This window comes from Acinetobacter sp. GW821-FHT01E09 (assembly GCF_059422385.1).
In genome coordinates this window covers 4,624,715-4,642,237 of record NZ_JBWKWU010000001.1, presented here as the reverse complement: position 1 = coordinate 4,642,237, position 17,523 = coordinate 4,624,715, and the positions used below count along the sequence as shown (strand labels likewise).

Annotated in this window: 20 protein-coding genes; 12 read left to right on the top strand and 8 right to left on the bottom strand. The window is 38.2% G+C overall.

From position 1 onward, the window contains the following. Positions 1 to 692 precede the first annotated feature (692 nt). The 6 genes from rpmH (at position 693) to AC07U8_RS21230 (ending at position 5,284) form a co-directional block, all read left to right on the top strand. Positions 693 to 827 carry a 50S ribosomal protein L34 gene (rpmH, locus tag AC07U8_RS21255; RefSeq protein ID WP_000831329.1) on the top strand — a complete coding sequence of 45 codons (135 nt, stop codon included), beginning with the start codon at positions 693 to 695 and terminating at the stop codon, positions 825 to 827. A gap of 33 nt (positions 828 to 860) precedes the next feature. Then, positions 861 to 1,253 (top strand): ribonuclease P protein component, encoded by a 393-nt coding sequence (rnpA, locus tag AC07U8_RS21250; RefSeq protein WP_004718937.1) that lies wholly within the window; start codon positions 861 to 863, stop codon positions 1,251 to 1,253. A 9-nt stretch (positions 1,254 to 1,262) separates the two neighbouring features. Next, on the top strand, positions 1,263 to 1,583 hold the full coding sequence (gene yidD / locus AC07U8_RS21245; protein WP_004718939.1) for a membrane protein insertion efficiency factor YidD: 321 nt from the start codon (positions 1,263 to 1,265) through the stop codon (positions 1,581 to 1,583). Between the two features lie 5 nt (positions 1,584 to 1,588). Beyond that, positions 1,589 to 3,328 carry a membrane protein insertase YidC gene (gene yidC, locus AC07U8_RS21240; RefSeq protein WP_004718941.1) on the top strand — a complete coding sequence of 580 codons (1,740 nt, stop codon included), beginning with the start codon at positions 1,589 to 1,591 and terminating at the stop codon, positions 3,326 to 3,328. Positions 3,329 to 3,417: 89 nt separating this feature from the next. Next, a complete protein-coding gene (gene mnmE / locus AC07U8_RS21235) occupies positions 3,418 to 4,782 on the top strand; it encodes a tRNA uridine-5-carboxymethylaminomethyl(34) synthesis GTPase MnmE (RefSeq protein ID WP_034613331.1) in 1,365 nt (454 codons plus the stop codon). A 139-nt stretch (positions 4,783 to 4,921) separates the two neighbouring features. Further along, a complete protein-coding gene (locus AC07U8_RS21230; RefSeq protein WP_270386131.1) occupies positions 4,922 to 5,284 on the top strand; it encodes a NirD/YgiW/YdeI family stress tolerance protein in 363 nt (120 codons plus the stop codon). Between the two features lie 45 nt (positions 5,285 to 5,329). On the opposite strand, the gene AC07U8_RS21225 is transcribed toward AC07U8_RS21230, so the two are convergent. Both AC07U8_RS21225 and AC07U8_RS21220 read right to left on the bottom strand, forming a co-directional pair. Beyond that, positions 5,330 to 6,499, bottom strand: coding sequence for an MFS transporter (locus AC07U8_RS21225; protein WP_270386132.1), 1,170 nt, complete (start codon positions 6,497 to 6,499; stop codon positions 5,330 to 5,332). 161 nt (positions 6,500 to 6,660) lie between these two features. Beyond that, positions 6,661 to 6,927, bottom strand: a complete 267-nt coding sequence (locus tag AC07U8_RS21220; RefSeq protein WP_034613324.1) for a metal/formaldehyde-sensitive transcriptional repressor — start codon at positions 6,925 to 6,927, stop codon at positions 6,661 to 6,663. Between the two features lie 87 nt (positions 6,928 to 7,014). Here AC07U8_RS21220 and dmeF point away from each other — a divergent pair, with 87 nt between their 5' ends. Continuing rightward, positions 7,015 to 7,983 carry a CDF family Co(II)/Ni(II) efflux transporter DmeF gene (dmeF, locus tag AC07U8_RS21215; protein WP_494738569.1) on the top strand — a complete coding sequence of 323 codons (969 nt, stop codon included), beginning with the start codon at positions 7,015 to 7,017 and terminating at the stop codon, positions 7,981 to 7,983. Positions 7,984 to 8,138: 155 nt separating this feature from the next. After that, on the top strand, positions 8,139 to 8,840 hold the full coding sequence (locus AC07U8_RS21210) for a DsbC family protein (RefSeq protein ID WP_154130477.1): 702 nt from the start codon (positions 8,139 to 8,141) through the stop codon (positions 8,838 to 8,840). 69 nt (positions 8,841 to 8,909) lie between these two features. On the opposite strand, the gene AC07U8_RS21205 is transcribed toward AC07U8_RS21210, so the two are convergent. The 3 genes from AC07U8_RS21205 to guaD all read right to left on the bottom strand — a co-directional run bounded on the left by AC07U8_RS21205 (position 8,910) and on the right by guaD (position 11,451). Next, positions 8,910 to 9,161 (bottom strand): GlsB/YeaQ/YmgE family stress response membrane protein, encoded by a 252-nt coding sequence (locus AC07U8_RS21205; RefSeq protein WP_004718955.1) that lies wholly within the window; start codon positions 9,159 to 9,161, stop codon positions 8,910 to 8,912. 198 nt (positions 9,162 to 9,359) lie between these two features. Further along, positions 9,360 to 9,887 carry a hypoxanthine phosphoribosyltransferase gene (gene hpt, locus AC07U8_RS21200; RefSeq protein WP_004718958.1) on the bottom strand — a complete coding sequence of 176 codons (528 nt, stop codon included), beginning with the start codon at positions 9,885 to 9,887 and terminating at the stop codon, positions 9,360 to 9,362. A 232-nt stretch (positions 9,888 to 10,119) separates the two neighbouring features. Then, positions 10,120 to 11,451 carry a guanine deaminase gene (gene guaD, locus AC07U8_RS21195; protein WP_494738568.1) on the bottom strand — a complete coding sequence of 444 codons (1,332 nt, stop codon included), beginning with the start codon at positions 11,449 to 11,451 and terminating at the stop codon, positions 10,120 to 10,122. Between the two features lie 243 nt (positions 11,452 to 11,694). Between guaD and AC07U8_RS21190 the strand changes: the two genes are divergently transcribed. Beyond that, positions 11,695 to 12,261: a nucleotidyltransferase family protein gene (locus AC07U8_RS21190; RefSeq protein ID WP_494738567.1), complete on the top strand. Its 567-nt coding sequence runs from the start codon at positions 11,695 to 11,697 to the stop codon at positions 12,259 to 12,261. A gap of 187 nt (positions 12,262 to 12,448) precedes the next feature. On the opposite strand, the gene AC07U8_RS21185 is transcribed toward AC07U8_RS21190, so the two are convergent. From AC07U8_RS21185 to AC07U8_RS21175, 3 genes are all read right to left on the bottom strand, one after another. Continuing rightward, positions 12,449 to 13,414 carry a TerC family protein gene (locus AC07U8_RS21185; protein ID WP_494738566.1) on the bottom strand — a complete coding sequence of 322 codons (966 nt, stop codon included), beginning with the start codon at positions 13,412 to 13,414 and terminating at the stop codon, positions 12,449 to 12,451. Between the two features lie 292 nt (positions 13,415 to 13,706). Beyond that, positions 13,707 to 14,246 (bottom strand): cysteine hydrolase family protein, encoded by a 540-nt coding sequence (locus AC07U8_RS21180; protein WP_494738565.1) that lies wholly within the window; start codon positions 14,244 to 14,246, stop codon positions 13,707 to 13,709. Positions 14,247 to 15,046: 800 nt separating this feature from the next. Then, positions 15,047 to 16,264: a sugar transporter gene (locus AC07U8_RS21175; RefSeq protein ID WP_494738564.1), complete on the bottom strand. Its 1,218-nt coding sequence runs from the start codon at positions 16,262 to 16,264 to the stop codon at positions 15,047 to 15,049. A gap of 172 nt (positions 16,265 to 16,436) precedes the next feature. On the opposite strand from AC07U8_RS21175, the gene AC07U8_RS21170 reads away from it, so the two are divergent. The 3 genes from AC07U8_RS21170 to AC07U8_RS21160 all read left to right on the top strand — a co-directional run bounded on the left by AC07U8_RS21170 (position 16,437) and on the right by AC07U8_RS21160 (position 17,502). Further along, a complete protein-coding gene (locus AC07U8_RS21170; RefSeq protein ID WP_004718974.1) occupies positions 16,437 to 16,724 on the top strand; it encodes a GNAT family N-acetyltransferase in 288 nt (95 codons plus the stop codon). Positions 16,725 to 16,777: 53 nt separating this feature from the next. Next, positions 16,778 to 17,062 carry a GNAT family N-acetyltransferase gene (locus AC07U8_RS21165; RefSeq protein ID WP_262087422.1) on the top strand — a complete coding sequence of 95 codons (285 nt, stop codon included), beginning with the start codon at positions 16,778 to 16,780 and terminating at the stop codon, positions 17,060 to 17,062. Positions 17,063 to 17,124: 62 nt separating this feature from the next. Beyond that, the gene (locus AC07U8_RS21160) at positions 17,125 to 17,502 is read left to right on the top strand and encodes a hypothetical protein (RefSeq protein WP_004818156.1); all 378 of its coding nucleotides are present in this window, start codon (positions 17,125 to 17,127) and stop codon (positions 17,500 to 17,502) included. The last annotated feature ends 21 nt before the right edge of the window (positions 17,503 to 17,523 follow it).

Genomic DNA, 17,523 nt, shown 5'->3' with positions numbered 1-17,523 from the left:
GTGAAACCCCTTCATTCAATTTTAAATTCAAAAAAGACTATTTACCCCTACCCTGTAGGTGATGGGGTCGCCATTCTAACCAAGTTATCCACATCTGTCATGGTTAATTCAATCTAATTCGCTCAAAAAAGCAACCTTCTGTAAATAAATTCAAATTCAAAGCAGTTGTGGATAAGGTTTTCCACAAGCTGTGGATAAATTATCACAGAAAGTTATCCACAATCCATCAAATTAATAGAAACATGGATACTCACAGGGTAAGTTATTATTATTTATCTTAAAAAAGCGGTTTTCCACAGAAAAAATGCTCCCTAATAATAATAAATATAAATTTTAAATTTGAATTTATTTATAAGGATCAGGATTTCTGTGGATAAAGCTTAAGTTATGAATTTAAATTCAAAACAACACGATTTTTAAATTTAAAATTGAGAAATTAAATTTAAATTGTGAATCAGCCTATGGATAACTTTGAGGATATATCTGTGTGTAACTCTTATTTGCATTATAAAATAATAAGTTATGCTGTGAATATATATTTTTAATAATTTATTCAATTTAATCTATATAAAGTTGTTGTCTGGGTAAAAATAAAGCGTCTATATAAAAGAAATGTGTATATTTATTGACAGAATAAAGAATGCGCAATACAATCGCGAACCTTTAGAAAAGATCAATTTTGGAGTTTCGATATGAAACGTACATTCCAACCATCTGAATTAAAGCGCAAGCGTGTTCATGGTTTCCGTGCTCGTATGGCTACTAAGGCTGGTCGTCAAGTATTAGCTCGCCGTCGTGCAAAAGGCCGTCATAGTTTAACTGTTTAATTTTTTAGACAGTTGATAGACGACTTGGGTGTTATGTCTCTTTATAGTTTCAGTCCAGAGGTGAGAATCCACTGCGCTGCTGATTACAAAGATGTATTTGATGGTGCGCTTTTTAAAGTGCATCAACCCCATTTTATATTCTTAGCAAAAGTCACCGAACAGCCTAAAAGCCGTTTGGGTATTGTTGTTGCAAAGAAGAAAGTGCGCCGTGCGCATGAAAGAAATCGAATAAAACGTTTAACGCGTGAAAGTTTTCGCTTAAACCAGCAAAATATAGATTTATTGGATATTGTGGTGATGCCTAAAGTTGGTATAGAAGCAGTTCCAAATGCTGAGCTTTTTCAGCAATTACAATTTGCTTGGTTGAAATTGCAGCGCATTGTTAAAAAGCACCATAAAATAGCTCAATCTTCCCCTCAAAAATAGAGGATACCAATGATTCGTTTATTGCATTGGTTGATTCGTTTCTATCAAATTGCGATTAGTCCTCTCATTGGACCTCGTTGTCGTTATATTCCGACTTGTTCTCAATATTCGTTAGAAGCGATCCATACGCACGGCGCATTAAAAGGTAGCTGGTTAGCGACCAAACGCGTGTGTCGTTGTCATCCTTGGGGTGGGTATGGTTATGATCCTGTGCCAAAAAAAACAATTCGTTTTATTTCATTTCAGCAAATAGATTCTCAAACGCTTCATGTTCCTGTACCCTTGCGTGAACGTTTATTGAACCAAAATCACTCTAACCACTTGGGGTAATAGATATGCAACAATGGGCCAGGTTTGCAATCCTTGGGGCCATGTTAGTCACCGCATATTTGCTCATTTTGGCTTGGCAAAAAGACTATGGTCATGACAATACATCGAAGGCTGCGACACCGCAGGCTGTTGTAGCGCATGATGTGTCTGCCGATCTGCCAAAAGGTCAAGCAACTGCGGCCACTAGCGATGTTCCACAAGCAAATATAGCTGCTGCACAACAGAATACAGCTGCACCAGCCACAGCAAATCAACAATTGATTTCAGTACAAACTGACCTTTATCATCTTTGGATTAGTCCTAAAGGTGGTGATATTGTTCGTATTGAATTACTGAATCATGACAAGAGCAAAGACAGTGATCAGCCTTTTGTTATGCTTGAAAGTGATGCAAAACGTACCTATGTTGCGCAATCTGGGTTAATTGGATTGAATGGTCCGGACAGTAAGCCAGATCGTCCAAACTATGCGTTTGAAAAAACTGCTTATACTATTGCAGATGCCAAAGCAGCCAAAGACAAAGATGGCAAGACATCGCAAGTTTTAGCTGTACCAATGGTATTTAAAACAGCAGATGGCGTTGAAATCATCAAAACATTTACCTTTAAACAAGGTCAATATCCAATCGATGTGAGCTATCAGGTTGTCAACCGTAGTGCGCAAAATTGGCAAGGACAAATGTTTGGTCAAATTAAGCGTGATAACTCAGATGATCCAGGAAAAACCTCTCAAGGGATTTTTACACTTGGAACATATTTGGGTGGCGCTTGGGGTACACCTGATGAGCATTATAACAAGCTAAAATTTGCAAATTTTACCGATGAAAAACTCAACACTGAAGCAAAAGGCGGATGGGTTGCGATTGTTCAGCATTATTTTGTAAGTGCTTGGATGCCTGGTCATTTTGGCGGTCAAGAATACACAGCAAAATTGGAATCTCGTAAATCTGCAGATGGTATGAATATCATCGGATTTACTTCTCCAACCATCAATGTTCCAGCTGGAAAAGCAATGAGCATTGATGCAACGTTCTACTCTGGTCCAAAAATTCAATCTGAATTAAAAGACTTGGCTGTTGGTTTAAACCAAACTGTAGACTATGGTTGGTTATGGCCAATTGCAAAATTATTATTTGCTGGCTTACAGTTCTTCCATAATCTTGTAGGTAACTGGGGCTGGTCAATTATCTTATTGACTGTATTGGTTAAGCTTATTCTTTGGCCATTGTCGTCTAAGAGCTATCGTTCTATGGCGAAAATGCGTGTGATTGCACCTGAAATGCAACGCATGAAAGAAGAGTTTGGTGAAGACCGCATGCGTTTCTCACAAGAAATGATGGCGCTTTACAAACGTGAGCAAGTCAATCCACTTGCGGGTTGTTTACCATTGTTGTTGCAAATGCCAATCTTCTTAGCATTGTATTGGGTATTGATGGAATCTGTAGAGCTTCGTCATGCGCCATGGATGCTTTGGATTCAAGATTTATCTGCAATGGATCCTTGGTTTATTTTGCCGTTGATCATGGGTGTAACGATGTTTGTTCAACAAATGTTGAACCCACAACCTACTGATCCAATGCAAGCTAAAGTCTTCAAAATCATGCCGATCATGTTTACAGTATTTATGCTGTTCTTCCCTTCTGGCTTGGTTTTATACTGGATTGTGAACAACTCGATCACGATTCTGCAACAATGGTTTATCAACAAAAATGTTGCTAAAGCCAAAGTCGCAAGCGAAGTAGTTTAATCTTCATAGATTAAGCAATAGCTGAAAAAATCCGCTTAAGATGGTAATCTTAGGCGGATTTTTTTATTGTCAAAGTTTGAGTAATTTAGATGAGCAACCCTGTAAGCCAAACCACAATTGCAGCAATTGCGACTCCACCTGGACGTGGTGGTGTAGGTGTGATTCGTCTATCTGGTCCTAAAGCTTATGCGATTGCACAAGCTTTAACTCAAAAAGCGCTTCCCCAAGCGCGCTTTGCTGGTTTTCGTCAGTTTTTTGATGAAAAAGGTGAGGTGATGGATGAGGGCCTAGCAATTTGCTTTCCAAATCCAAACTCGTTTACTGGTGAAGATGTGGTGGAATTGCAGGGACATGGTGGTCCTGTAATTCAAAATGCACTTCTTGCACGATTGTTCGAGCTGGGTGCTATTGCCGCCAAAGCAGGCGAGTTTTCCATGCGAGCCTTTGAAAATGGCAAAATGGACTTGGTTCAAGCTGAAGCGATTGCAGATTTAATTGATGCGACTTCACAAGCCGCTGCGCGTTCTGCAGTACGTTCTTTGCAAGGTGCATTTTCCAATAAAGTGAATACCGTGTTGGAAAAACTGATTCATTTACGTTTGCATGTTGAAGCGGCGATTGATTTTCCTGAAGAGGAAATCGACTTTTTGGCAGATGGAAAAATTCTTCATCTGCTTGAAGATGTGCAGGCTTCAGTCTCTGCTGTACAACACTCTGCGCGTCAGGGGCAATTATTACGTGAAGGTCTGCAAGTGGTGATCGCAGGTAAGCCAAATGCGGGTAAATCTTCGTTATTGAATGCCTTGGCGGGAAATGACCGTGCCATTGTTACGGATATCGCAGGAACGACGCGTGATGTACTGCATGAGAAAATTACTTTAAATGGCTTACCCATCACACTGACCGATACTGCGGGCTTACGTGAGACAGGTGATGTGGTCGAAAAAGAAGGCATTCGCCGAGCAATCAAAGAAATTGAGCAAGCGGATTTATTACTTTTGGTTTATGACCTCAGCCAAGGTGAAAATCCTTTAGCATTGGCTCAGCGCTATTTTGAAGATCATTTAGAAACTAAACGCTTGATGTTGATTGGTAACAAATGTGATTTAACTGCGCAGTCACCCGAATTAAGCGATTTTCAAGGTTTTCGCCATATTAGTGTGTCGGCCAAACAGGAAATGGGCGTACAAGCGCTTATAGATGCGATTACAGCGCATGCTGGCTTCCATCCTGAAGAAGATACCTTTATTGCACGTACACGCCATTTAGACGCAATGAAGCGCACTCAGCACTATCTTGCAGAAGCACATGAGCAACTTGAGGTCTATCATGCGGGTGAACTGGTCGCTGAATCGTTACGTTTAGCACAGAATGCCTTAGCTGAGATCACAGGCGATTTTAGTGCAGATGATCTGTTAGGGGTAATTTTTGGCTCGTTCTGTATTGGAAAATAATCCTTTACTCTAACAGCTTAAAAGCGGACATTAGTCCGCTTTTTTTGATGAAAAGTTGTGCTTTTGTAAGCTGAATTTACATCAATCTTAGAATTGTTTACTGTAAGATCAATTACATATTCAACAAAGGCTTCTTTTTATGAAAAAAACTCCTTTATTGCTTGCGATTGCTGTTTTAGTGATGACGTCAAATGTTTGGGCGGGTAAAGATGATCATGTGATTATTCAAGAAGCTGCCAAAAACAAGATCACCATTGGACAAGCAATACGTGCCAATGATGAAACAGCTGTCACCTTGACGGGGACAATTATTCGTCAAATAAAACATGAACATTATGAGCTAAAAGACAGCACGGGCACTATTGGGATCGAAGTGGATGACGATCTTATCGATTTAAAAAAGTTAAAACCAGGTACCAAAGTTAAAGTTGTGGGGGAAGTCGATACCCATCGTTATAAACCCACAGATATAGAAGTGGTTAAAATTGAGATTATTCAATAATTGCTTTTTAACCAACATCTAGGCGCACAGCGCCTAGATGTTTGATCAAGCTTTAATTTTTAAATGACTGATCAATAAATAAATACATAAGATACCAATTCCTGCACAAAAGCCTAAAACACCAACCATTAAACCGAAATGATCAGATAAAAAGCCTGCGCTAATGATCGGCACAATGGTGCCAAAATAGGCAATAAACAAATAAGTGGAAACCACAGCTGCCCGATTTTCAACATTGGTCATGTGGTGAATCAATGCAAAAGCACTCAGTAACGTTAAACCATGCCCCATTCCAACCAAAACCACACTCAAAAAGAATAAGAAACTCCAATGCATGGTCATACAGATCGATAAAATAATATAGCTGGAAATCAATAAGACTAAGCCAGTATTCAATGCTTTATGCATATCAAAAGACTTTGCGATAAATTGGACGATCGCAGAAACCATTAAGATACTGGCAATGGTTGTACCACTGACCAATGGTCCATGCCAAGGAATCACATCTCGAATAAAGGAGGGTGCCAATGAGGCAAATAAACTAAATGAGCCAAAAGCACAGAATGCGGTAAAACTGGCGATATAAAACAGTTTTTTAAATTGAGCTTCTGGCAGTTGTAAGTGGGGTGCAATAGAAAATGGCTGCCTTTCAAATCTCATGGTTTTAATCGTAAATAAACTCAGCAAACTGATGATTGCTGCAACAATTACGGGTAAATAAGGTGTGACAAGTGGGCGATCAGAAAATTGTGCGATTGCACCACCAATAAACGGGCCCAGTCCAAAGCCAATCACGGTAATAATTGAACTTAACTGTGCGGCATTCTGCTTATGTGAGTCAGGAATGGTATAAATTAAACCTAACATTGCGGAGGTGCTGATCAATCCAGAGGCAATACCAATGATAAAGCGCCCAAATCCAAGCAAATAGGTGGTTGATGCAAACACCGACAGTGTTAAGCCAACCACAGCAAACAATAGCCCGATTTGTAAGGTACGAATAAAACCAAAACTATTACTGCTACGTCCTAAAAATAATAATGTGGTTAAGCAACCAAACATATAGGCCACGAAAATATAGGTGATCTGGCTTGGGAGTAATTGCCAAAGTTGTTGATAAATTGGATATAAGGGGCTAGCAAGCGCTGTACCAATCGTACCAATACATAAGGCTAGGCTGATCATTAAAAATGAACGCCATGATTGTTGATTCATAAATATAGGACTTCAAATGCAAATGTTTTGCAGATAAAAATGCCAAACCTGTTCAATACAAAGTTCGGCATGGAAGGAATTGAGTATGGAAAGATTAAAACTTAATCAGTAAAGGGTCAATGGAAACTTGAACATTCAAGCATAGATGACTGTGAATTGAGTTATGAGTAGCGTTTTAGCAGCTTTAAAAATTCTTGTAATTCAGCTTCATCCACGGCTTGAGCGTCTTTAATCACATGCTCAGTTAAATGCTGCTCAATCAATTCATTCATTAAGCCATTCACGGCACCTTTAATTGCCGCAACTTGCTGTAAAACGCTGATACATGAGCTGCTTTGATCATTCAAAGCTTCTTCAATCGCATGAATTTGTCCTTTTAGTCGTTTCACACGATTGAGGACTTTTTTATCTTGATGTAAATGACTCATAAATTAATCCGCTATTTTATATACTCCCTTATAGTATATTTTAAATTGAAATTATATACTCGGGGAGAGTATATGGGATCATGCCTCATGCAATTCAAAACCATTCAGCGAAAGCATAGCCATCAATTTGATCAAGGTAATCCTTTAGCACAAAAGAAAATCTTATGGGCGACTATTTTGACCGGATTAATGATGATTTTTGAGATTGCGGGAGGCTGGATTTTTAATTCTATGGCCTTACTCGCAGATGGTTGGCATATGAGTTCGCATATGCTGGCATTAGGTTTGGCTTATGCTGCTTATCGAGCTGCTCGTTATTATGCGCAGGATTCTCGTTTTAGTTTTGGCACATGGAAAATTGAAATTCTTGCTGGCTATAGCAGTGCAATTCTATTAATGGTGGTGGCCTTATTTATGGCCGTCCAGTCGCTAGTGCGTTTATTCCATCCTGTACAGATTCATTATAATGAAGCGATTTTGATTGCTATTTTAGGTTTACTGGTCAATTTGGTTTGTACATGGTTATTACACGATCATGCTGACCATCACCATCACCATCACCATCACCATCATTCACATACGCATAATGACCATCATGGACATGATTTAAATCAAAAAGCTGCGTTTTTACATGTGGTTGCAGATGCACTGACCTCTGTCTTGGCGATTATTGCTCTTTTTGCTGCAAAGTATTTGGGGTGGGATTTTTTAGATGCTGTATTGGGGATTGTTGGGGCCATTTTAGTCGGGCGTTGGTCATATGGTTTAATCAAAGAAACGGCCCAAACATTGTTAGATGCGGAAATGGATCATCCTATAGTTGAAGACGTACGTGAAGTGATTGAGCGTCTAAATGTTGAAGCCCAAATAACCGATATTCATGTGTGGAAAGTGGCTAAAGGCAAATTTTCAGTGATTTTGGCGCTTGAATCCAATGATAAAAATTTAAATGCAGATCAGGTACGTCAGGCTTTATCTATTCATCAACAATTGGTGCATATTTCTGTTGAAATCAACAAAATCGCGATGTTTAGTTGGGTTTCACGTGAAACCTGAGCAAGAATAAAGTACAGCTTTTTAACAGTTCAAGGTACTGTGATCGGTAGAGAACCATTGCAAATAGAAATAAGGATCAATCACAGTTTTTAAACAAGTCAGTTGATGAATTATGCTTTAATGCATCTCAATATTTATTTTGATTTTACCGATTTATGTTAAAGCAATTTATCGCATTGAGCTTAAGTCTGGCTTTTTGTACAGCTGGTTTTGCCAGTGTTGAGACTGTGAAAGCAAAATTAGCACAGCAGTATCCCAATGTAAAAATTAATAATCTGCAAACAACAGAAATGCAGGGTTTATATAGTGGGACCTTGGATAGTCAAATTGTTTATGTCAATGAGGATGCCCAGCATTTATTTATTGGTTCAATGATTCGTTTGAAAGATCAGCATAATTTAACCAAAGATTTAGCAGTTAAAGGAAATACGATAGATTTTAAAGCATTACCTTTGAATGATGCGGTAAAAACAGTCAGGGGGAATGGAAAGCGTCAGCTTGCAATCTTTTCTGACCCAAATTGCCCATATTGCAAGACGCTTGAAGGGAATTTAGCCAAGCTCAATGATGTGACAATTTATACATTTATCTATTCCATCAAAGCACAATCGATTTTGCCATCTAAGCAAGTATGGTGTTCTGCAAATAAAGAATATGCATGGAAAAATTTGATTCAAAATGGGATCAAACCAACTGCACCAGCAAATTGTGCAACGCCAATCGAACGTAATTTGGAATTGGGTAAAAAATTAGGTTTGCATGGAACACCAGCAATTATTTTCTCAAATGGTTATAAGGTGATGGGTGCCTACCCTGCCGAAGAAATTGAGAAAATATGGAAAAATTTTGGATTATAAACAGCGTTTAGAATGCTGACAGCGTAAAAAAGCACCCATCGAGGGTGCTTTTTATATTGAGGAGAAAATTTAAGTACGTTTGGCAATCATGTTATAGATAAAGAGTACCACTATTGCACCAATGACTGAGGCAATAAATCCAGCTGATGCACCTTTTGGATATAGGCCAAGTAATTGACCACCATAGGTTGCAACCAATGAACCTACAATACCGAGTGCTGTTGTTACAATGAAGCCAGCTTTGTCATCACCTGGGTGAATTGCACGTGCAATTAAACCAGCAATAAAACCAATCACAATTGCACTAATCAGTGACATCATAATCTTTCTCCTTTTTCTTTATTTTGTCGTGAGTTACTGCATCGAATTAGTTTAATAATCAAATATTCTCTAATGAAGTAAAAGCGCTTATTTGCTACAAGTTGTTGCATTTTTGTTCACTATGAAAGCTAAAAAAATAAAAAAAGCGACCGAAGTCGCTTAACTCATTTTAGTTAAAATGATGTGGTGAGGTCTCACTTAAAGACCAATTTCTCCAATAAATGGAATATGACGGTATTTTTGATCGTAGTCTAAGCCATAGCCCACAATGAATTTATCTTCAACTTCAAAGCCTAGGAATTTCACATCTAAATCGATTTCACGGCGAGACGGTTTGCTGACTAAAGTACACAGCTCGATCGAGTTGGGATGACGTGTACTTAAAATTTCCAATACTTTGCTTAAGGTATTGCCAGAGTCAATAATATCTTCCACGACTAAGATATCCTTACCGCGAATTTCGCCGTCTAAATCTTTAAGGATTCTGACATCACGAGAAGATGTTGTACTGCCACCATAGCTTGAAACGGTCATAAAATCGAGTTCATGGGTCTTGCTGATTGCACGACATAAATCAGCCATAAAAATCACTGAACCACGCAATAAACCAATTAAGACAAGCTCTTTATCGCTATTGGCATAATGTGCATCAATTTTTTTACCAAGTTCCTGAACTTTTGCATGAATTTCTTCAGCAGAAATCATCACTTTCATTTCAATAGTCATGGGAAATACCTAAAAACCTAAACATCAAATTCTAAAATTAAAAAAGGTGTTGACTAGCAACACCCTAAAAGATGACATAATTTTAAAACATATCAGATCAAGATGCATCTTTTTTGACATTTGAAAATGTAAATGTCCTAATTTAAGCCGAAATGATCAATGTGCATCACGTTTTAAAACGAATGCACAGATCACAAAAACTGTACCAATCAAAATCAGTTTTTTCTTCGATTTACGCGGTTTTTGTTCCGTTTTGTTCATAGGCTTTTTGTCCATAAATATAGGTGGCTTGAATATTGCGATCATCCCCCATGGTAAATAAGGCAAATAATGCATCTTCTATGTTTTTAGCACGTTCCTGACGCAGTTGTTGTAGCGCCGTTGCTTTTAAATTTAGTACAACAAAATCGGCTTCTTTACCGATATTGAAGTTGCCCAATTGCGCATCCAAATGCAGCGCTTTCGCTCCACCAAGCGTTGCATGGTAAAGCGATTCCATTGCTGAAAGTTTATCACCTTGCAGTTGTTGCACTTTGTAGGCTTCATTGAGGGTTTCTAATTGGCAAAAGGCTGTTCCTGCACCAATATCTGTTCCTAAACCGACTTTCACCTGTTTTTCCCAGGATTTTTTTAATGGGAATAAACCACTTCCCAAAAATAAGTTTGATGTCGGGCAAAATGCAATCGCTGAATCAGTTGCATGCATGCAATCCCACTCATGCTCTTCTAAATGAACACAATGTGCGAAAACAGAACGCTCCCCTGTTAAACCATAGTGGTGATAGACATCCAGATAACCTTTCTGCTCTGGGAATAAGTCTTTGACCCATGCAATTTCATTTTTATTTTCACTGAGATGGGTATGTACATATACCGTTGGATACTCGGCTTTTAACTGCCCTGCTTTTGCCAATTGCTCAGGTGTAGAGGTTGGAGCAAAACGCGGAGTAATGGCATATAGGTTACGACCTTTATCATGCCATTTTTCAATCAGTGCTTTAGAGTCAATATATGCGCTTTCAGCAGTATCTGTCAGTGCTTCAGGTGCATGACGATCCATCATGACTTTACCTGCGATTAAACGCATCTGATGCTGTTCTGCCGCTTCAAATAAGGCATCGACTGATTGGGGATGTACCGTACAAAAAACCAGTGCTGTCGTGGTGCCATTTTTAAGTAATTCTTGGACAAAAAACTGTGCGATTTTGTCGGCATAGTTTTTATCTGCAAACTGAATTTCTGTTGGAAAAGTATAGGTATTTAACCATTCTAAAAGTTGTTCACCATATGCACCCACCATTTCTGTTTGTGGAAAATGAATATGGGTGTCAATAAAACCAGGCACAATCAGTTGTTCTGGGTAGTGATCAATTTGAATATCATCTGTCAGGTGAGACTGTGCATCTTCCCAAGGGCCAAACCATGTGATTTTGCCTTGCTCTGTGATCAGTAAACCATCTTCGATATAACGAACTTGATCTAATATTTGAGCTGCTTGAGAAACGGTATTTTTAATATCAAGAAAACGCCCACGAACCGCTGTTTTCTGTACAACACAAGACATGTAGAACCTGCAATTTATCCTTTTTTCGATTGATTGTACCTGAAATTTGTATCAGGTGCTGTATGCAGTTTTGCGCGAAAGCATTCTAAAAAATTGAATAACGTTATTTTTTATTGTTTTAGCACAGTGACGTTTTTATCGAAATATAACTAAAATTAGCGGCTAAAGGCATATTCTATATTGTAAGTTTATCTTGATAGCAACAATCACTACAGTCTTGGAAAATGGTGAAATAAAACAACAATGGATTATAACCGACAGTTAAAACAGCTTATCTATTCATGTCCTGAATTGATGCTTCGATTACAGTATTTGCGAGATATTCATGCACATGCATATTTGAGTGCAGGTGTAATTCGTAACTTGGTATGGTCTATTTTACATCATCAGTCTTATGGATTCGATCAGATTGAAATCGATGTGATTTTCTATGATTTAAATGATCAGCAAGGCCTTAAAGAGCAATGTTTTACTGAATTGTTAAAGCAAAAATTTCCTAATAATGAATGGGATGTGGTCAATCAAGCCTATGTGCATTTGTGGTATAAAACAGATGATGGATGTTCTATCTCTCAATACCAATCTTTATTCGATGCTTTATCTGTATGGGTTGAAACGGCAACCGCAATTGCAGTACGTTTACTTGAAAATGATGATATCGAAATTATTGCGCCGTTTGGGCTAAATGATTTGTTTGAATTAAAATTGAGATGGAATAAGCGTTTGGTCAGTTATTCGGTTTTTTTAGCACGGATTCAGGCTAAACAGTTTTTAACCAGATGGGAAAAGCTGCTTGTTGTGGATGATTAGAGGATTAGGATTTAAATCAATCAAACCATAGTGAAGATCATACTCCAAGACAACAGATGGCTATTACAACAGATGATTATGCTGATGGATAAAGATTTCATTTCAATACTGTCTATACAATTTAAATCGTTGAGTATTATTGTTGATCATAAAAAAAGCCTTCCAATTGGAAGGCTTGATCTAGTGTTTATAAGGTTGTTTCATGGTGTTTTTTGCTATGGCGAATAGAGAGCCAAGCGGTAATTGCCAAGACAATCACAATAAAACCTAACGAAATCCAAATCGGCATATGGAAGACATCCAGCATTAACATTTTAAAGCCAATGAAGACTAAGATGATGCCTAGGCCATAAGGCAAGTAATGCATTTTAGACGCGGCACCCGACAATAAGAAGAACATTGCACGTAGACCTAAGATCGCCATTAAATTCGCAGTTAATACAATAAATGGATCACTGGTCACCGCAAAAATCGCTGGAATAGAATCGACCGCGAAAATTACATCTGAAGCTTCAACTAAAATTAAGACAAGGAATAACGGGGTTGCCCACAACACACCATTTTGACGAACAAAGAATTGAGCACCTTCTAATTTTGGGGTGATTCGCATGTGTTTACGCAACCACTTTAGAATAGCCATATCTTCGATATTGGTTTCTTCTTCATCCTGCCCTTTAAGGAATTTATAGCCTGTATAAACCAGGAAAGCACCAAAGAGATAAAGCACCGAAGAGAATTCTTGAACGAACCAGGCGCCAATAAAAATAAAGATGGTACGTAAAATAATTGCGCCTAATACACCATAGAGTAGAATTTTACGTTGTAAGCCTTGTGGAATTGCAAATGCAGCAAAGATCATCAACCAGACAAAGACATTGTCGATCGCTAATGATTTTTCAAGTAGATAACCTGCAAAGTATTCCATGACTTTGCTATTGGCAATTGAAACACCCGCAGTTTGTTGTAAATACAGCCATAAACCACCACCAAATAACGCTGCAACACTGACCCATGCAATGCTCCAGTAGGCGGCAGTTTTAATTTTGACTTCTTGCCCTTCTTTTTGTTTAAAGCCTAAAAAGTCGATCAGTAGCATGACAATAACAATAGCGAAGAACGCTAGATACAGCCATGGATTGCCAATAGTTTCCATAAAACTCTCCAAATCTGGCAATCAGGCATAAAAAAACCTTGACCTGTTGCCAGATGATTAAACATCTGTGTCAACATGATCAAGGTCTTGCCTACATTTGAGTTATGTACATCAATCTCAAATGCTCAGATACCGGCTTTTTTCAAAGCGTAATGACGATATTCTGATTAAAGGAGGCTACTCCCCTTGTTCAATATACTGTGTAAGAAATCTTTCATTTCTTAATATCTAGTGAGAATCGCATATTTATTAAAAATGTGCAAATTTTGAATGTATTTTTATGTAGTTTATTTTATGTACAAAATTCAGCGCTGGTTTTTAGCGCAACAAAAGCTTGATTGAGCGTTGAATTATGATGCTGAATAATACGGTCAGCATTGAGAATCTTTGAATCGATTGTGCTGTGCGCATCTGAAATTAATGTCACTTTATAATTTAAGTCTTTTGCCGCACGGCTTGTGCTATCGATACAAAATTCAGTTTTTAAACCACAGATGATCACTTCTTCAACATTTAAATATTCTAATTGTTGTGCTAAATCTGTTTGGAAAAAGCAATTTGGCCGTGTTTTTTCTAAGATGTAATCTGTATTGGGATCAATATTTAATTCAGCAATGAGTTGAGTCATTGGACTATTTGGTGCGAGTCCTGTGCCAGCTAAACCAACATGACGTATCGCAAAAATCGGAATGTGTTTAACACGCGCATATTCAATGAGCTGATTGACGTTTTTCAACAATTGATCAGCTTGAAATGGAGGATGCTGTGCATGAAATAGGCCATTTTGTAGATCAATAACGAGTAAGGCTTGTTTATTGTGATACTCAGACATGAGTTTCTCCGTAAATATTGACCAAATCACGGAGCAAAAAATAACCCCGCTCATTGGCAGGGTTGGTTTCTACATTTTATTTTAATGTATACGTCCGCACTGCCGATGCAGTGTGGTGGTGAATAATTTAAATAAAATGATGGGTTGCATTGCAGTTATTACCTATATTGGACTTTACTTCCGTACTGGATTAATTGCGATTTTCGCGTCGGCGGCGCAGTTCGGCTTGCACCCACGCGACTGACTGCTTCATGTCTTGCCGTAGTGATGCGATCTCGGATTGCGTCAACACTCGGGGCCTGTCTGAGATGCCCAGCTTCTTCTTGGGTGAGGTGGTCAATGCCATCAAATTTCTCCTTGATACCCACATACACTTTCACAAGATGTCTTTTTTGACCTTAAAGCCAAGCTAGTTTTATCAAAGTACTTTAATTAAGTTAAAGTTTTTAATAGTGCATGTCACTTTAAAACTTGTAAAAAGATATTTAGGGTCTGTTGGCATTTCATAAATGGCTTGCGTTGTAGGTTAAAATTGAGCAGGCAAGGCATTAAACGAAGAGAATAGTGGGTCTATTTTCGAGTTTCATAACGAAGGCTGAGATAATTTTAACCACAACCCTGAGCAAGAACAAAGCACTGCTTTGTTTGCAGCGCAAGGCGCAGCGGGGGACTAGTGTGTTTTTTGCCGCTACGTGTTACCTTGCGAAACGATGTTTCTCATTATTTAGAATGACTAAATTTCGTATTTCGCGCCTAGTATCGCCTAAAAAACACACGTAGTCGCAAACGTAGACGAATTGTCAACAGCCCCTATTTTTTTGAATAAAATCTTTACGTTGTACAAGCACTAAAGCTAACAGAGTTCCGATAACGGCGATTATACCGCCAACGATGCCGATATGGTTGAGCCCATAACTGGTGGTTACTAGGCCACCGAGCAAAGCGCCACCACCAATACCTACATTGTAAAGTCCTGAATAAATTGCCATCGCGACATCAGTGGCATCAGAAGCTAAAGCCAAGGTTTTGGCTTGTTGAGCTAAGCTAAAGCAAATAATCGCCATGCCCCAAAATAAACTTAGTAGACTAAAACTGGTAAAATCAGTACTCAGTGAAGTCAACAATAACATCGAAACAGCCAGTACAGCACTACTTAACGGTATCGGAAGTTTTGGATATTTTTTGGCAAATTTACCAAATAAATAAGAGCCAAAGAAACCCGCTGCGCCATAGATTAACAATAAGGTTGTGGTCTGTGTCGAGCTAAAATGCGCAACATTCAGAGCAAAAGGTTCGATATAACTGTATGCGGTAAATTGTGCGGTAATCACAATAATGGTCAGAGCAAAAACAATCATCAGGCTTGGGCGTTTTAAAAATACCTTTAAACTACTCAGAGAACCTGAATTGACGCTTGGTAAGCGTGGTAATGTTTTAGCTAAGATGACGCAAACTATAGCCGCACCAATTGCAATCAAAGCAAAAGTATTACGCCAACCATAAGATTCACCAATCATTCGTCCAAATGGAATACCTAAAACCATTGCCAATGCTGTACCTGTGGCCAATAGCCCCAAAGCTTGGAACTCCGTACCTTTGGGTGCGACTCGCACTGCCAGTGATGCAGTGATTGACCAAAATAAAGCATGAGAAAATGCGATACCAATTCGACTGATCAGGAGTACATCGAAACTCCATGCAAAATAAGATAATGCATGACTGGCCACAAAAACCATAAATAAGATGATCAGTAAAAAGCGCCGTTCAATATTTTTGGTCAATAACATGATCGGCAATGAAATGGGTGCAACAACCCATGCATATAGAGTAATCATGATGCCAACATCAGTTGCAGGCATCGCAAAGCTTTTTCCAATGTCGCTTAGTAAAGCAACAGGAACGAATTCTGTGGTATTGAAAATAAATGCTGCGAAAGCAAGGCTAATCACACTGATCCATTGCTGGGATTCACTGGGGGCAGGTTGAGGTGCTGGTGTTTGGGGAGATAAGGCAGACATGGTCAATATTAAAAGAGGTTAGCGTTAAATTTTAGGCTGAATTGTGGATAAAGTTAAGCTAAGTTTGTTGTATCAAAAATAAAACTGTCAGACAAAATTTAACAATAATTCAAATATAGTTATGGCATTTTGAATAGGCCTATAAATTTAAACGTATATAAGAGTAAATAAAATGTTAGAAATCAGACATAAAGATGATGGTAAAAAAGGTGAATTTTATATTGGTGAAGAAGGTCACCATTTGGCTGAAATGGCATACACATGGGCGGGTGAAAATATGTTGATTATTGACCATACAGTTGTAGAAGATGAATTGCGTGGTCAAAGTGTAGGTCGAAAATTATTAGATCAAGTTGTAGAGATGGCTCGCTCAAAGAATGTGAAAATTATTCCACTCTGCCCTTTTTCAAAATCAGTATTTGATAAAGATCAATCGATTCATGATGTTTTGAAATCTTAAGTTTGCTTTGCTACAGTGGAATTGTGTTATAGAACATCCATGAGAAAGAATATATGCAATTCCAACATGTAGATAATCAACAAAAAGGCGAATTTTACTTTGATAATGAACAAGGTAAGCGAATTGCTGAGATCAGTTATTTATGGCATGGTGCACATCAGATCATTGCGAACCATACTTGGGTAGATGACTCCTTGCGTGGTCAAGGAATTGCGCGTCAGTTGTTGGATACTTTGGTTGAATTTGCGCGTGAAAAGCAGCTTAAAATTGTACCCACTTGTTCCTATGTCGAAGTCATGTTTAGACGTGATAAAAGTTTTGTTGATGTGAAAGCTTAGCTTTATTGTGTGCCCAATGTTCATTGGGCCGTTCAGATTCAGATTCGGTTAGAAGATTAAACATGTTTAAAAAAATGATAATCACTGTATTGTTATTGAGCAGTTCATCGTTCAGTTTAGCAATGAGTTGTTTTGAATTAAATTTACAAACCTATAAAAAAGAGCAAGAAATACAGCCACGTTGGGAGTTGTTAGGCAAATCTAAACATCGTATTTATTTTTATTCAGCGCCCAAAAACATCTGTAAGATGAATGATACTTTTGTGCTTCAAAATGATAATGTCACGGCTTATTCAATCTATAAAGACAGAAAAAAACAACACTGGGTTTATGTGATATTTAATGATCCAAATCAAAATATAGAAGATGATCTGGTTGAAGGTTGGGTCAAGCTTAAGGATTTTAAACTTATTGAAAGTACACCCTCAGTAAATCAATAAAAAAACCCACAAAATTTTGTG

Coding starts and splice junctions, on each gene's coding strand:
- rpmH (WP_000831329.1), top strand. CDS start 693: ATGAAACGTACATTCCAACCATCTGAATTAAAGCGCAAGCGTGTTCAT.
- rnpA (WP_004718937.1), top strand. CDS start 861: ATGTCTCTTTATAGTTTCAGTCCAGAGGTGAGAATCCACTGCGCTGCT.
- yidD (WP_004718939.1), top strand. CDS start 1,263: ATGATTCGTTTATTGCATTGGTTGATTCGTTTCTATCAAATTGCGATT.
- yidC (WP_004718941.1), top strand. CDS start 1,589: ATGCAACAATGGGCCAGGTTTGCAATCCTTGGGGCCATGTTAGTCACC.
- mnmE (WP_034613331.1), top strand. CDS start 3,418: ATGAGCAACCCTGTAAGCCAAACCACAATTGCAGCAATTGCGACTCCA.
- AC07U8_RS21230 (WP_270386131.1), top strand. CDS start 4,922: ATGAAAAAAACTCCTTTATTGCTTGCGATTGCTGTTTTAGTGATGACG.
- AC07U8_RS21225 (WP_270386132.1), bottom strand. CDS start 6,499: ATGAATCAACAATCATGGCGTTCATTTTTAATGATCAGCCTAGCCTTA.
- AC07U8_RS21220 (WP_034613324.1), bottom strand. CDS start 6,927: ATGAGTCATTTACATCAAGATAAAAAAGTCCTCAATCGTGTGAAACGA.
- dmeF (WP_494738569.1), top strand. CDS start 7,015: ATGCAATTCAAAACCATTCAGCGAAAGCATAGCCATCAATTTGATCAA.
- AC07U8_RS21210 (WP_154130477.1), top strand. CDS start 8,139: ATGTTAAAGCAATTTATCGCATTGAGCTTAAGTCTGGCTTTTTGTACA.
- AC07U8_RS21205 (WP_004718955.1), bottom strand. CDS start 9,161: ATGATGTCACTGATTAGTGCAATTGTGATTGGTTTTATTGCTGGTTTA.
- hpt (WP_004718958.1), bottom strand. CDS start 9,887: ATGACTATTGAAATGAAAGTGATGATTTCTGCTGAAGAAATTCATGCA.
- guaD (WP_494738568.1), bottom strand. CDS start 11,451: ATGTCTTGTGTTGTACAGAAAACAGCGGTTCGTGGGCGTTTTCTTGAT.
- AC07U8_RS21190 (WP_494738567.1), top strand. CDS start 11,695: ATGGATTATAACCGACAGTTAAAACAGCTTATCTATTCATGTCCTGAA.
- AC07U8_RS21185 (WP_494738566.1), bottom strand. CDS start 13,414: ATGGAAACTATTGGCAATCCATGGCTGTATCTAGCGTTCTTCGCTATT.
- AC07U8_RS21180 (WP_494738565.1), bottom strand. CDS start 14,246: ATGTCTGAGTATCACAATAAACAAGCCTTACTCGTTATTGATCTACAA.
- AC07U8_RS21175 (WP_494738564.1), bottom strand. CDS start 16,264: ATGTCTGCCTTATCTCCCCAAACACCAGCACCTCAACCTGCCCCCAGT.
- AC07U8_RS21170 (WP_004718974.1), top strand. CDS start 16,437: ATGTTAGAAATCAGACATAAAGATGATGGTAAAAAAGGTGAATTTTAT.
- AC07U8_RS21165 (WP_262087422.1), top strand. CDS start 16,778: ATGCAATTCCAACATGTAGATAATCAACAAAAAGGCGAATTTTACTTT.
- AC07U8_RS21160 (WP_004818156.1), top strand. CDS start 17,125: ATGTTTAAAAAAATGATAATCACTGTATTGTTATTGAGCAGTTCATCG.